The organism is Rhodococcus sp. DMU1 (assembly GCF_012272955.1).
In the GTDB taxonomy this organism is placed as follows: Bacteria; Actinomycetota; Actinomycetes; order Mycobacteriales; family Mycobacteriaceae; genus Rhodococcus; species Rhodococcus aetherivorans.
This window is the reverse complement of record NZ_CP050952.1, coordinates 3,229,660-3,243,946: the sequence shown is the minus strand read 5'-3', so window position 1 is coordinate 3,243,946 and position 14,287 is coordinate 3,229,660. Positions and strand designations below refer to the sequence as shown.

The 14,287-nt window shown below is 71.4% G+C and carries 9 protein-coding genes; 3 read left to right on the top strand and 6 right to left on the bottom strand.

Translation table 11 applies throughout. The annotated features are described in order from the left end of the window. Positions 1 to 136: 136 nt before the first annotated feature. Positions 137 to 3,607, bottom strand: coding sequence for a serine/threonine-protein kinase (locus HFP48_RS14955; RefSeq protein ID WP_168579708.1), 3,471 nt, complete (start codon positions 3,605 to 3,607; stop codon positions 137 to 139). A 1,117-nt stretch (positions 3,608 to 4,724) separates the two neighbouring features. Here HFP48_RS14955 and HFP48_RS14950 point away from each other — a divergent pair. Continuing rightward, on the top strand, positions 4,725 to 5,441 hold the full coding sequence (locus tag HFP48_RS14950; protein WP_168579707.1) for a hypothetical protein: 717 nt from the start codon (positions 4,725 to 4,727) through the stop codon (positions 5,439 to 5,441). After that, a complete protein-coding gene (locus HFP48_RS14945) occupies positions 5,438 to 6,790 on the top strand; it encodes a nitroreductase/quinone reductase family protein (RefSeq protein ID WP_168579706.1) in 1,353 nt (450 codons plus the stop codon). The genes HFP48_RS14950 and HFP48_RS14945 overlap by 4 nt, the downstream gene beginning before the upstream one ends. A 364-nt stretch (positions 6,791 to 7,154) precedes the next feature. Here the strand turns inward: HFP48_RS14945 and HFP48_RS14940 are convergent, their stop codons facing one another. Further along, entirely contained in the window at positions 7,155 to 8,477 is a 1,323-nt protein-coding gene (locus HFP48_RS14940) for a CHAD domain-containing protein (RefSeq protein ID WP_246872423.1), read from the bottom strand. A gap of 807 nt (positions 8,478 to 9,284) precedes the next feature. Between HFP48_RS14940 and HFP48_RS14935 the strand changes: the two genes are divergently transcribed. Continuing rightward, complete coding sequence (locus HFP48_RS14935; RefSeq protein ID WP_006936533.1) at positions 9,285 to 10,124, top strand: alpha/beta hydrolase; 840 nt, start codon at positions 9,285 to 9,287, stop codon at positions 10,122 to 10,124. Positions 10,125 to 10,207: 83 nt separating this feature from the next. On the opposite strand, the gene HFP48_RS14930 is transcribed toward HFP48_RS14935, so the two are convergent. The 4 genes from HFP48_RS14930 to HFP48_RS14915 all read right to left on the bottom strand — a co-directional run bounded on the left by HFP48_RS14930 (position 10,208) and on the right by HFP48_RS14915 (position 13,972). Beyond that, positions 10,208 to 10,852 carry a hypothetical protein gene (locus HFP48_RS14930; protein ID WP_006936531.1) on the bottom strand — a complete coding sequence of 215 codons (645 nt, stop codon included), beginning with the start codon at positions 10,850 to 10,852 and terminating at the stop codon, positions 10,208 to 10,210. Between the two features lie 239 nt (positions 10,853 to 11,091). After that, positions 11,092 to 11,547, bottom strand: a complete 456-nt coding sequence (locus tag HFP48_RS14925; RefSeq protein ID WP_080688533.1) for a universal stress protein — start codon at positions 11,545 to 11,547, stop codon at positions 11,092 to 11,094. Between the two features lie 304 nt (positions 11,548 to 11,851). Then, positions 11,852 to 12,352 (bottom strand): DUF427 domain-containing protein, encoded by a 501-nt coding sequence (locus HFP48_RS14920; RefSeq protein WP_029543916.1) that lies wholly within the window; start codon positions 12,350 to 12,352, stop codon positions 11,852 to 11,854. A gap of 237 nt (positions 12,353 to 12,589) precedes the next feature. After that, positions 12,590 to 13,972 carry an aldehyde dehydrogenase family protein gene (locus tag HFP48_RS14915; RefSeq protein WP_006936525.1) on the bottom strand — a complete coding sequence of 461 codons (1,383 nt, stop codon included), beginning with the start codon at positions 13,970 to 13,972 and terminating at the stop codon, positions 12,590 to 12,592. Positions 13,973 to 14,287 lie beyond the last annotated feature (315 nt).

Below are 14,287 nucleotides of genomic sequence, written 5' to 3'. Positions count from 1 at the left end.
AGTCTGGCGGGTGGCGCGACGAGGCCGGGCGTTGGTCCGCAGGTTCGCGCCCTCCCGCGGTCGGAGTGGGGCCGCGGGATGCGGGTGGAGGCGCCGCTGAGGTTGTGGACGATGCGATGAGCGCATGGGCGGGGCATCACGGTTCTGTCGGGGTGACCGCGTCCCAGAATCGGTCGGGCACCGCGGGCCACTCGTCTCGCCACCGCCCGGCCTCCCAGTCCGCGCGCAGATCCGCGAGCAGCGCCACCAGGTGCGGCCCGCCGTCGAGCAGGTAGCGCACGACGCCGAGCGTGGCGCATTGCGCGGTGATCGTCGCGAGCAACTCCTTGGCCTCGTCGGCGCGGTCGGCCGCGGCGAGGGTGTCGACCAGCAGCCGCCGTGCCTGCAGTAGCGCCCGCGGCCGGCCGGCGTCTGCGAGCATATCCACCCATTCCTGCGCCCAGGTGCAGGCCAACTCCGTCGCCGCCGGTGTGTCGTCGTCGAGCAGTGCCCAGATGGCGACGGTCTCGTCGAGTTGGGCGGTGATCGCGTCGACCCCGTGCACCGGCCGGCGCCGCTCCGGATAGGCGATCGAGGGGCGCGGGGGAATGCCGGCGGTCGGGGGCAGTCGCAACCGTACGCGTTCCTCCTCGATCCGGGCCCGCAGCCTGGGCAACGTCAGCGTGTGCGCGGCCCGAGCGCCCGCATCCAGGCGCTGCGCGGCCGCCGCGCGATCGCCCCGCACCGCCTTGATGCGGGCGCCGATCGCGTACCGGGCCACCTTGAAGTCCACGGCACCGCCCTCGTAGCCGAGCAGGTAGGCCTCGTCGAGGAGTCGTTCCGCCTCGTCGAGGCGGTCCTGTTCGTACAGCAGCTCGCCGAGCAGTGACGCCGCGAGTCGGGCGGCGAGAGAGTGCCCGTCGCCCCGGCTGCGGGATACCCGCAGACCCTGCCGGAACCGCTCCTCGGCGGTGGCGATGTCGAGTCGTTCGTGCGCGGCGAGGCCGAGGCAGCAATAGCTGTGCATGCGGGCGTATGGCCCGTGGTTGCGGGCGTGGTATGGCGCGGCCCACTCCTGAAGCCGCTCCGTCGCGTCGAAATCGAACCGGTAGATCGCGGCCATGCTGGCGAGGTTCGCGGCCGCGGACACTACCCATGGTGAGAGCGAGTCGGCCCGGGCCAGGCTGGGGCGGACCAGCTCGTCGATGGTGTCGAAGCGGTCGCACCGGGCCGCTACGACGGCACGCACCACCCCGACTTCGGCTCGCAGGTCCTCGGTCTCGTCGGCGGTGAGAGGCGCGGTGGTGAGGAGGGATTCGACGGCCTCGAGGGCCTGTTCGGCGGGGCGAACGCGGTTCAACAGGATCGTGGTCCATGCCACCATCAGTTGCAAGCGGGGGCGGTTGGACAGCACCGCCGGGGGTAGCTTGTCGAGAAGCGCCAGCGTGGACGTCACCTGGGAGTGCTCGAGCAGGCTCGCGCCGTGCCGTTCGACCAGGTCGACGGCCATCTCCTGATCTCCCGCGGCCTGGGCGTGGGTCACCGCGTCGCGGATGATCGCGTGCTCGGCGAACCATTGGGCCGCGGTGCGGTGCAGCTGCGTCACGCGTTCGGGGGTCTCGCGTTCGATTCGGCGTTGCAGGAACTCTCGGAACAGGTGGTGGTAGCGAAACCAGGTGCGGTCCTCGTCCATCCGGCGCAGGAACAGGCCCCGGTCCTCGATCTCCTCGAGCAACGACTGGCATCGAGTCGTTCCGGTGAGCACGGTTGCCAGCTCTGCAGAGACGTATTCGCAGATGCAGGTGGCGAGCAGGAACTCGAGAATTCGGGGTTCGAGGGTGTCGAGGACGTTCTCGGCGAGGTATTCCCCGATGACATGGTGACGGCCGGTGATTCCGCGGATCAGCCCTGCCGGATCGTCGCTGTCGCGCAGCGACAGCGAAACCAGCTGCAGCGCGGCCACCCAGCCGCCGGTGGCGCGGGTCAGTGCGTCGACGTCGTTGTCGGTCAGGCGGAGTCCGGCCAGCTCGACCAGCAGCCGTCTTACCTCCGGTGGGTCGAACCGCAGGGTGGCCGCGTCCACCTCGATCAGCTCGTCGCGCAGCCGCATGCGGCTCAGCGGCAGTCCGGTGCGCGCCTGGCTGGTCACGATGACCTGCAGGTGATTGGGGTCGGCGTTGTCCAACAGGTACGCCATCGCAGCGATGGTCGCGGAGTCGGTGACTCGGTGCCAGTCATCGATGATCAGAGCGACGTGCTCCTCGGACTCCTGGATTTCGTTGATCAACGCGGTGAGCACATACTGCGTGGCGTCGTCGCCGTACTCCTCGAGGACCGCGCCGAGATCCTGGGCCAGGGCCGGCCGCACCTGTCGGAGGGATTCGAGCAGATGCGCCAGAAGCCGCACGGCCCCGTTGTCGTCACTGTCGACGGACAGCCAGGCCACCTGGACGCCGTTGTCGGCCAGTTCGCGCGACCATTGTGCGGCCAGGGTGGTCTTGCCGAAGCCCGGCGGGGCGGTGATGGCCGTCAGGATGCGCCGCCCACCCACACGCAGCAGCCGCAGCAGGCGCTCGCGGACCACCAGTGGGCGGGTTGCCGTCGGTGGGCGCAGCCGCGTGGCAGGCACCGGTGGGGTCAGCCGGCCGGATCCGGTCGGCCGCCGGCGGCCGGTGCCGGTCGTGGCGCGGGGGTGCGCGGCGCCGAGCTCGGTGGGCTCGCTGGCATCGGGCACCGGTAGCTCGTCCACCGGCAGCCCGTGGTGTTCCTCGACCGCACGCAACTGCTCGCCGAATGCGGCGGCGGTGCCGGTGCGTGAGGTCGGATCCCGGTCCATCGCCCGCTCGAGCATCTCGCCGACATCATCCGGGATGCCGGTGCCGCCGTGCAGGTCAGGTGCCGGCCCGCGGGTGATCCGTAGGAACTGCGCGACCACGGATTCGCCGCGGCGCCTCTCGTACGCCGCGTGCCCGGTGATGGCACAGAACAAAGTCGCGCCGAGCCCGTACACGTCCGCCGAGCGGGAGGGGGATTGTCCGGCGAGCACCTCCGGGGCGGTGAACGCCGGAGATCCCGTGACCGCGCCGGCGGCGGTCTCGAAAGCCCCGGCGACCCGAGCGATTCCGAAGTCGGTCAGCTGCGGCTCACCATAGTCGGTGAGCAGGATGTTCGCCGGTTTCACGTCCCGGTGCAGCATGCCCATGCGGTGCGCGGTCTCCAACGCGCCGGCGATCTTGACGCCGATCCCGAGTGCGTCCTCCCACCGCAGTGGGCCCTGCTCCCGGATCCGGGCCTCGAGCGAGTTGCGGCGGTGGTACTCCATCACGATGTACGGCTGACCGGATGCGGTGGCCCCGACCTCGTGGACGGTGACGATATTCGGGTGGCCGGACAGCCGCCCCATTGCGCGCTGCTCACGCAGAAAGCGTTCGAGGTTGTCGGGGTCCGGTTCCGAGGTCAGCACCTTGATCGCCACGGTGCGGTCCAGGGCGGGCTGCCGACACCGGTAGACGACGCCGAAACCACCCCGGCCGATCTCGTGCACGTCCTCGAACCCGGCCGCGACAAGTTCGGCCACGATGCGCGGCGGGGTCTCCCGCTGCGTCGCCAGCGGATCGCTCTCGGCCATCGGCTGCCTCACTCATAGCCGGGGTTGGTCGAATGCCCTGATCATATCCCCGTGGGATCAGAGGCGGGGCGATCGAACGGACGACCAGCGGCCTGTCCATCGAGGGAACGGGCATTGTCGGCGGGCGCCCACGCCTGGGGTCGCATGTTCCCCGAGAACCATTGTGCGGCAGCAGAACCCGACTCGCCGACCTACGCGTCCGCGTCGCGGCGGCGTCGGCCGCGACGCCGAAGTCGGCTGTCGGCCGGTTGTCGGCCCCGGTTGGCCATTCGCCGATACGCGTGGCGCACCGCCTTCTCAGCGGACGCTCAGCGAGCGGTTGGCCGCGCGGCGGCGACGTCGGTGTGTTGGCCGCACCCCAGAGCTGGAGCTGGTACGAGGGGCCTCGTCTGTCGCCAGGATTCGGCGCGGAACGGGTCCTCGAGGATGGTCGGGTAGCCGGGGACAAGACTGTTCACCTCGTCTTGGCCGGCGATGGTGTATCCGGCAGTTCGGGGCCGGCGGGGACCGGGTCCGGGCGTCGGGCGGGTTTGACGCCGCTCGAGGCTCGGAGGGCACCGTGCAGCGTCACCCGCAGCGGATTCTGGGCGGCGTGTGCGAGGAGGGTGTGGAACTCGACGTCGAACTTCGATGGCTCTTTCGATGAGAGCGATTCGCTTCCCCGACCTGCCGTCGACCTCCCTGACCCCGCTGCAGGAACTGGACGTTCACCCACCAGGGCAGTTTGACCGCGCCTGCGCACACCGCACTCCCGCGACGGTCCGAGCCGGACATCCCCAACGTCCCTGCGAGTGCGTGTGGGAGCTTCCCAGTATCGCTTCGAGCTGATCGATGGTGAAAAGCGGGACCGGCCCGCAGCTGGGCGGCGTTCCCGCTCGCCGCCTGTAGTGGCGGTTTCTGGGGTCGTGTGGCTTCTTCGGCAGATCGGCACGAGATCTCGTGCCGATCTGCCGCGATGCGCACCTACAGTGGGTGCACCCACCGCAACCGCGGTCGGAGAAGGCGCCGTGCACACCTTCGAGGATCCGAGGTGAGAGATGACTGCATCCGAAGCCGGTTCCGCGGAATACGTAGTCGAGTCGACCGGCGCCCCCGTGACCGCCCCGGGGTGATTCGGGTGACCACCGCAGAGAACGCCGAGTCCGGCGGCAGCCGGCAGCAGGTCCGGCCGGGTGCCGCCACCGGGACCGTGGTCGCCGTGTTCGGGGCGCTGGCCGGCCTGGCCGGCATCGAGCACGGGGTCGGGGAGATGCTTCAGGGCTCAGGCCCACCGCCGGGCTGGGTGATCCGGTCCTGGCCCGAGCACGCGGCGTTCGAGGCCCTCGGCGGCGAGCCCGCCCTGACCGTACTCCCCGACCTACTGGTCTCCGGGGTCGTCACCGTGGTGGTGGCGACCGCGCTGGGTGCCTGGGCGATCGTCGGCGTGCACCGCCGGCACGCAGGGCCGGTGCTGCTCGGGCTGTCGTTGCTGCTGTTGGCCGTGGGCGGCGGGTTCGGGCCGCCCCTGCTGGGCATCGTCTTGGGCTTGGGTGCCGCCTGGCCGGTCGTATCCCCGCAGCACTTCGGTGCAGCCAGGCGCTCCCTGGCACGGATGTGGCCGTGGGCGCTGGGAGCCGGCGTGGTCGGCTACCTGGGATTGGTCCCGGGCACTCTGGTGATGCACGCGGTGTGGGGTTCGACGAGTCCTGCCGGGGTGTACGGGCTGATGGTGCTGGCCTTCGGCGGGGTGATCCTGGCGCTGCCGGCCGCCCGGGCTCGCGACCGGCTCGAGGCCGGGCGCGGCGTCGCGCACGCGCAACCCGGCAGCGGCCACCGCAGCAGGGGCACCCGATGACCTTCCGTGCCCGACCGCACCAGATCGCCCCCGGCGTCCACCTGCTCCGGGCCGGCCGGAGCGCCGCCGCCTCCAACGTCTACCTGATCGGGTCGGGGTCGACGTGGGTGTTGGTGGACGCGGCCTGGGCCGGCAGCGCCGAGGCCATCACCGCGGCGGCGGAGTCGCTGTTCGGCACGGGCACGAAGCCGGCGGCGATTCTGCTGACCCACCTCCACCCGGATCACTCCGGGGCCGCCGGGGCCCTGGCCCGGACCTGGGGGGTGCCGGTGTACGTCCACCCCGCTGAGCTACCGATGGCCCCGGGCCGGTACCTGCCGGAGTACACGATGCCGCTGGACCGGTGGGTGGTGATCCCGCTGATGCGGCTGCTGCCCCGGCGGACTCGGGCCCGGATCGAACAGGCGGGCAGCCTCACCGACGTGGTGCGTCCGCTGGGGCCGGGCGGCGTGGTGCCGGCGCTGCCCGACTGGCAATGGGTGCACACCCCCGGGCACACCCCGGGTCACGTGGCCTACCTGCGACGCAGCGACGGCGTGCTGATCGCCGGGGACGCCGCGGTGACCGTGGACCTGAACTCGGTCCTCGGGACGCTGACCGGCCGGCGGCGGCTCGCCGGGCCACCCCGGTACACCACCTGGGACCAGCCGGCGGCGGTGCGGTCCGTCGCTGCCCTGGCGGCGCTGGAGCCGCGGGTGCTCGCTCCCGGGCACGGGCTGCCGCTGGCCACCGCAGCGGCCGAGGCACTGCACCACCTGGCCCGGAAACTGGACCGGCCTCGGGCCGGTCGGCTGCGCCGGGGGCTGCGCACGCTCCGGGTCGCCGTGGCCGCACCCCGGTACGGCGGAGCGGGCCGGTATCGGCCCCCACCGCTGGTGTACGCCCGGCTGCAGTGGCTGGGTCACGCGTTGACCCGGCTGCGGCTCAGCCCGCGATATGTCGTGACGCTCGAGGTTCCCGGGCGCCGCTCCGGTGTCGTGCGCCGGACCAACCTGGTGCTGCTGGACCACGACGGCGAGCAGTACCTGCTGTCGCTGGCCGGGCAGTCCCAGTGGGCCCGCAACGTGGGGGCCGCCGGCGGGCGCGCGATGCTGGCCCGCGGCCGCCGACGCAGGGCGGTCACGTTGGTCGAGGTGCCGGTCGCCGACCGGGCCGGCCTCCTCCGCGCCTACTTGCTGCGGGGCGGACGGCAACCCGGCAACCGGCGGATCGCCCGGGAGGCGGACATGTACTTCGGCCTGGCCGGTGCACCCACCCTGGAAGAGTTGGCGGCTGTGGCACCGCGCTACCCGGTGTTCCGGGTCACCGACAGCGGACAGCCGGTCCACCAGACGAGGGCACCGCGATGACCGTCACCCGAGGGGCGGCCCCGCCCGGTACTGCGTTCCCCGACATTCGCCCACCTCCGGGGGACCTGGCGGCCCATGGCCGGCTACTGTCGCAGCCTGCTCGACGTCGAGCACCCGCCCTGTGCTGCGCCGGGGGTCGGACCCCCATCGCGGCATACGCCGCCATGCGGGTCCTGTGCGGCATCGCGGCGGTCGCCGCCATCGCCAGGTCGATCACGACCTCGCTCGGATCATGGATCGACCGACCCTCGCCGCGGTGGTGCAGTGACGGCTCCCGGGGATCGGCGCGGTGGTGCACACGGTGACCGAGGCCGGCAGCCTCGACGAGGCGCGCCGCCGCCTCGACCGGACCAGGGGGTGCCGCTCAGGTGGCCAGGTCCGAGGCGTGACGACGGGCCCGCTCGGCCGCCTGCAGTTCGAGCCCGTACAGCAACCCGAAGGTGAACCCGTTCTCCCCGGGTGTGGTCCCGGCCCGGGCACCGAACTCGCGCAGCAGGTCGGTGGCGACGGCGCTGTCCCGATGTTCGCCGAGGACCTGCTGGATGTTCGTGTACCGGGCGATCTTGCGCTTCGCGCGTGTGCGGCCCAGCAGCGGGGCAGCCAACTCGACGGCGTAGCGGGCCCGCTCGGCGGCCTTGCGGGCCCGACTCGGCGCCGCCTCGTCCTCGTCGGCGGCGGCCCGCACCCGGCTCAGGGCCGTGCGTTCGGCGGTGCGCACCGCCTTCTCGATCACCCGCGCACCGTCCCCATGGTCGGTCAGCGGTGGCTGCGTGCGCCAGCGTGCCAGCGCGGCGAGCAGCATGCGATACCGGTCGGAGTCCAGGGCGCGCAGCACCTCGTCGAGGTGGCGGCGCTCGTCGGCGAGCAGATCGGTGTCGAGCCGGGACGCCACCGGGCCCATCACCACTTCCGGCGGCAGTGTCTCGAGCGCGGCGGCCAGCCGGGCGCGCTGCACCTGCCGATCCCGAACATGGCCGAGCAGCCCGGAATACCAAGACAATTCGGAATCGAGCCAGGTGCGTTGCGCGGGTTCGAACAGGTCCTGCCACACCCGGAGGGTGCTGCGCAGCCGCCGGACACCGACCCGGGTGGGATGTATCGGGTCCAGACCGCGGCGCAGCCACACGTCCCCCGCGCCGATCGCCTCGATCTGGGCGTCGAGGTAGGCACCGAGCATCCGCCGCGCTGTGGGGGCCTTCCCGGTGGGGGTGTGGGGGCCCGGGGCCGGGTCGGTTGCGGCGAGGGCGTGCTCGAGCTCGCTGCGGTGCGGCGCCGGTGCGGCGCCGGCGCGGGCCAGGGCCGCGGTGACGGCGGTGCGGTGCTTCTTCGTCGCCGCCGTACCGAGGTCGAGGTGGAGCTGGTGCCACTGTTCGACGGTTGCCACCCGGCCGATCACGGTGGCCTGGACCGTCTCGACGATGATCTGCGCGAGCAGCCGGTCCTTGCGGTCGTACCACTCGTGCCGGTGCTCGCCGATGCCGAGGGTGACCGAGCGTCGCAGCGGCCGCCCGCCCGTCAGGCCCGCCACCGCCGCGGTGAGTTCGTCGGGCACGAGGTCGCTGTCGGGGGAGGCGAGGTGCAGTTCGGTGCCGAGCGTGCCGCCCGGGACGGCCAGTTCCCAGCCGGGCTCGTCGTCGGGGGCCGGGATTGCGGTACCGAAGGACGCTGTCCCAGCGCCGCAGATCACGCTCGTCGGTGTCGAGGTAGATGCTGTGGCGCTCGGGGCCGGGGTGCTCGACGTGCCGTGCCTTCGGCAAAACGTCCTGCCATCGCGGCAGGTTCCGCCGGGACGACGCGAGATACGTGGTGTGGGCGGGCGCGGACGAGGCCATGGTTTCGAGTCTGTCGCATCCGGCCGGGCTTCGGCAGTGAACGCGCCGGGTTCCCGCCGCAGGATGGTCTTCGGCGGTGGGCCAATCGACGGTCGAGGATCTCCGGGAATACGTGCTACATCCGCTCGTCTGGTCACCGACTCGACCCCGGCGGCCGCGGCGACGCTGGCCGCCCTCGGCAGCACCGGGCTGGTGGACTGGCCGGTGCCGGCCGCCGTCGGGGACGGGGCACCGGCCGCGAAACGGCTGATCCCGTACCGGCCCACCACCCGAGTCCAGTCCGGTACCACCACCGCTGCTGCGCCGGCGCGGTCGTCGACGCAGCCGAAGAATGCGGCGACGGTCGCACCGAGGCCCCTGCCGACGCCGGCGACGGACCGGACGGCCCGGCCCGATCCGGCGCGGGTGCGGTCACCGAAGCGTAAACCCCGGGTCGAACGCGCGGTGCAGTATGTGCGCGGAAGCTCTTGGGCCGATGAGGCTTTCACGCACCTGACCGAGGCACAACTGCACGTGCTGAAGTGGTGTCGCGAGATCGCGGGCACACGGATCCACGGCGCCACTGCGGTTGCTGCGGCCCCCCTTGACACCGGCGGTGCTCGGAACCGATCCTCGACCTCATTCCGCGACGGTCCCCGTCACAGCTCGAAACGGAGCATGCCATGACAACGCCCCGAGTTCCGGACATGCGCCGGTCGTACCTGCGGGTGCGGGACGTCGACCTGTACTGCGAGGACACCGGCGGTGCGGGCGAGCCGATCCTGTTCCTGCACGGGTTCTTCTTCGACGGGCGAATGTACGAGGCGCAGATCGCGGCGCTGAGGGATCGATACCGTTGCCTCACCCTCGATTTCCGGGGACAGGGCCGCTCCGGGCACGCCCGGGGCGGCTACCAGCTCGAGCAACTGACCGCCGACGTGCTCACCGTGATCCGGCGGCTCGACCTCGCACCCGCGCATCTGGTGGGGCTGTCGATGGGCGGCTTCGTCGGGATGCGCATCGGAGCGCGGGAACCGGACCAGGTGCGCTCGCTGACCCTGCTCAACACCGGCGCAACCCCGCACCCGCCCGCGAAGTACCCGCTGCACCTGGCCCTGACGGCCGTGGCCCGGCTCCTCGGGCCGTCACCTGCCCTCGTGCTGCGCGGCATCGAGAAGGAACTCTACGGCGCACCGTTCCGCACCGACCCCACCCGGGAACCCGAGCGTCAGGCGTGGCGCAGGCGGTGGGCGCAGGCCGACCGGTCGTCACTGGCGAACACGATGCTCGGCATGATGGTCCGCCCCGACATCCGGGACGAGCTCCCCGCGGTGAGCGTGCCGACGCTGATCGTCGCGGGACAACTGGATGTCGAGATGCCGCCGCATCTCTCCCGCGAAATGCACGCGCTGATCCCGGGCTCGCGACTGGTGGAACTCGACGGGGTGGGCCACAGTTCGACGCTGGAAGACCCGGCCCGGGTCACCGGCATCCTGGAGCGTTTTCTCGCCGAGGTCGGCTGACCGAGGAGAACCCCCGGGGTGCGTGGCCGCCGGTCCGACAGGTCCGCCCCTCACCCGGGCGACATCGTCTCGACCTGCGCCTCCTAGATCGGACGGAACCCCGCCCCGGCGCCGCCCCGCGCATCGGCGTCACCGACGACGGCCGTCATGCTCGTGCCGACCTCCGGACCGAGGCAGGCAACGCTGAGATAGCCGTTCACCATGCCCACGAGCGTGGTTCCGACCACCACCGGACCTCCCGAGTCGCCGAGGTCGACGCACGTCTGCGTCCAGGTCTGCCCCGAACCGAACACATCGCCGTAGGCCACCCCGCAGGTATGCCCCGTGGTGCGGCCCTGCTTGCAGACGATGTCCGGGAACTGCGCCGGTCCCCCGATCCCCGTGATCGTCGTGTTTCCCACCCGATTCACGGGCGCCACCTTCGCCGGCTCGAACACGATCACCGCGTAGTCCAAGTCCGCATCGGTGTAGGCGATCGTGCCGACCACACCGGCGTCCGGATCGGCCTCCGAGGCGACCGTGGACCCGGCGTTTCCGCAGTGCCCCGCCGTGAATCCGACCAGCCGGCCCCCGGAATCGGGGCCGATCGTGGTGAGGGTGCAGTAGTTCCGGCCGTCCATGACGATACCGGAACCGCCGCCGAGGACGGCCGGATCGGCGGCCGCTGCAACACCGGTGCCGGCGAGCAGCGACGCGCCGACGGCGAGAACGAGGATGCCGAGTCTCATGGCGGGCCTCTCCCGAAGGTCGAGCGAACGAGTCGGACACGCGCAGGAACGGGAGGGTCGCGCGTACGATCCACCGCCCTCGGGCGCTGTTTCTCGATCATCCGCCGCACCGGGTGCTGTTCGCAGCGTTTTCCGGGACGAGAACACGCGGCGGGGACCGATCCGGGGAAGGGAACGACCGGACCGGCAGATCGGGGACAGCGGTGCGACGGGGGCGCGGGATCGTCGCCGCGATCGCCTCAGGGCGAGACGGGCGGAGGCGGGGTATCGCCATGGATGACCAGCACCGGGCAGTGTGCGTGCTCGGCGCATGCGGCGCTGACCGAACCGAGCAGCAGGCCGCTGAAGCCGCCGTGCCCCCGGCTTCCCACCACCAGGAACTGCGCGTCGCGGCTCTCGTCGAGCAGGACGCGCGCGGCTCCGCCGCGGCGAACCAGTTCCTGCACGGACACGCCGGGCTCGCTCCCGAGGACCCCGGTGACCGTCTCGTGCAGCATCCCGGACGTTTCCCGCTCCGGATCCCAATCGCTCGGCCAGCCTTCCGCGGCGGCCCAGGGAATCTCCCATGCCGCCACGGCGTCGACCTCGAACCCTGCCGAGCGGGCGACGAATCGTGCCCAGCGCAGTGCCCCCTTCGACGGCTCCGAACCGTCCACTCCGACCACGACGCGGCCGGTCATTCCGTCATCGGTCACGACGACTCCTCTCCTGCCCGGCGCGGTCGGAACGGTCGGCGCCGGGATCCTCGACGCAGGCGGCGCCGAGGGACGGTCGTTCGCCGCCGCATCCGGGCGGTACGGCTTCGTGCGGGCCGGTGCGTGACCGCCCGGGTGAACTCTCGAAGCTTGTGCCGGAAGGAAAGCTGGACTCGACCACCGCGCAGCGGGAGTGCCCTGTACCGACGCGGTGCGTATCGACATCGGAAACGATGCCCATGGACCCAGTCTATGCTCGCGCTCGCCCGCAGGTGCGCATAGGCGTCGACGTACTGCGGAGCGGTTACCAGCCCGCCGATCCGGGGATTCCCTTGAACGGGCCGACGACCGAGCTGGTGATCCAGCCGCCGTAGAACCCGCCGGGTTGCGGGACGACCTCCTCGCCGTCGACGGTGCACCGGTCGACCTGGGCGGCCATCACCGCGACGGCTCCGGCGATCGCGCGGAAGGCGGGGGTGGGATCACGGTAGGTCCATGCCGCTTTCGGCGCGACCCGCGAGTCGGTCACCAGGTCGTAGTAGCTCGCCCTGCCCTTCCACTCGCACCACGACGAGCCCGGCGTCTCCCGAAGCACCCCTTCGGCGAAGGCGTCGGCGGGAAGGTAGTAGGTCGGCGGATGGCTGGTCTCCAGTACCCGCCAGGCGCGCGTGCTCGACGCGATGGTCCGGCCGCCCAGTTCCACGGTGATCGAGCCGGTGAAGGTCTCCACGCGGGGCGGGCGCGGGTAGTCCCACACCGACTCCTGCCCGGCGGCAGGTTCGACGGGTCTCGGACGGGTTGTCACGGCGACCTCCTCGTGGTCACCTCCCCAGGGTACGGGCACGACCGCGGGGCCGGGGCTGTCGGGACCGAGGGTGCCGGGCAACCGAGTTGCGGCCCCTGCGTCCGTGGGCGACGAGTCGGGACCGCAGCAATGCGCGGCTCGTCGGTTCCGAGTCGTCGAGGCCGTCCACGACGCTACCGGCCGATCCCTCCTCCGCCGTGCCGGTGCCCTCCACTCCCGACGGTGTCGGTGGACCGCTCAGAACAGGCGCCGCATGATCTTCAGCGCAGCTTGGGTGTAGGGCGGGTAGTTCATCGCCGGATCCGGGCGGAACGGCTTGACGAGCACCGCCTTGCGGTGACTGAGCGCCTCGAAACCGTAGCGCCCGTGGTACGCCCCCATTCCGCTGGCGCCCACGCCACCGAACGGCAGTTGTGGGGCGAGGACGTGCATGCCGACGTGGTTGACCACCACGCCACCCGCGCTGATTCGCTGCGTGATCTTCTTCTGGGTGTTCAGTGATTTGGAGAACACGTACGCTGCAAGGGGTTTGGGGCGGGCACCGATGAAGTCGAGGGCTGCGTCGACCGAGTCGACGGTGAGGATCGGCAGGATGGGCCCGAAGATCTCGTCCGTCATGACCGGGTCGTCGGGTGCCGGATCGACGATCGCGGTCGGTTCGACGGTGAGAGTGTCACGATCGCACCTGCCGCCGGTGACGATGCGTCCGGTTGTGGACTCCAGATACGCCTCGAGCCGATCGAAGTGACGGTGGTTGACCACCCGCATCCCCGGCTGCGGTTCCTCGCTGCGGAACAGGGCGATCGTGTCGACGATCTTGTCGACGAGCCCGTCGCGGACGGACCGCTCGACCAGTACGTAGTCGGGCGCGATGCAGCTCTGTCCGGAGTTGAGGAGTTTGATCCAGGCGATGCGCCGCGCGGTGACCTCGAGATCGGCGTCCTCGGCGACGATGACCGGAGACTTGCCACCGAGTTCGAGGATCACCGGCGTGAGCTGCGGGGCGGCGGCGGCCATGATCTTGCGGCCCACCTCGGTGCCGCCGGTGTACAGGGCGAGATCGAAACCCTGCGCGAGCAGGCTCTGGGTGAGCTCGGCATCGCCTTCGGCGACCACGACGGCCTCCGGGTCGAGGTACTGCGGAATCAGCCGGGCGAGCAGCGCGGACGTGGCGGGGGCCAGCTCCGACGGTTTGATCACGGCACAGTTTCCGGCGGCCACTGCCGCGACGAGCGGACCGAGCGTCAGATACACCGGGTAGTTCCACGGTGCGATGATCAGGACCACTCCCATCGGCTCGTACTGCACCCAGCCGAGTGCGGGAAACTGGTTGATCGACAAGGACTTCGGTCGAGGAAGCATCCATCGCCGGACCCGCTTGCGGGCGTAGGCGGCTTCGGCCCGGGTGGAAGCGACGTCGCCGAGCCACGCTTCGACCGCGTTTCGGCCCAGGTCCTCCTGCAGGGCGGCCGCAATCTCGGCTTCGCGCTCGTCGGCGAGTTTCTCGATGCCGCGGAGCTGGCGGATGCGCCATCCGGCATCGCGCGTGCGTCCGGTCGCGTAGGCCTTCCGCAGTCGGGTCAGGAGTTCGGTCGATGTGTCGGTGGATGTGACGGTCATGTGGTCCTCCAGGCGGAAGTCGAGGATGGATGTGCGGTCGGCCTGTCGCGGCGGAACGGCGAATGGGCGGACGGCGACACGGGGGGCCGGGGCGAGGTCGACGACGACAGAGCCTCGGGCGCGGGTCGTGGGGATGCGCCGGCGCAAGCGGCACCCGGACGGTGGCCCGAGCCCGCGGCGGCGGGTGGCACCGAATCGGGCGGTGCCGCGCCGACGCGGTGCCCCGACATCCGGAGCGATGCCCATCGCCACAGTCTAGGACCCGCTGGTGCCTGCGGATACGTGTCGGCCGGGTTACGTGTTCAGTGCACGGCA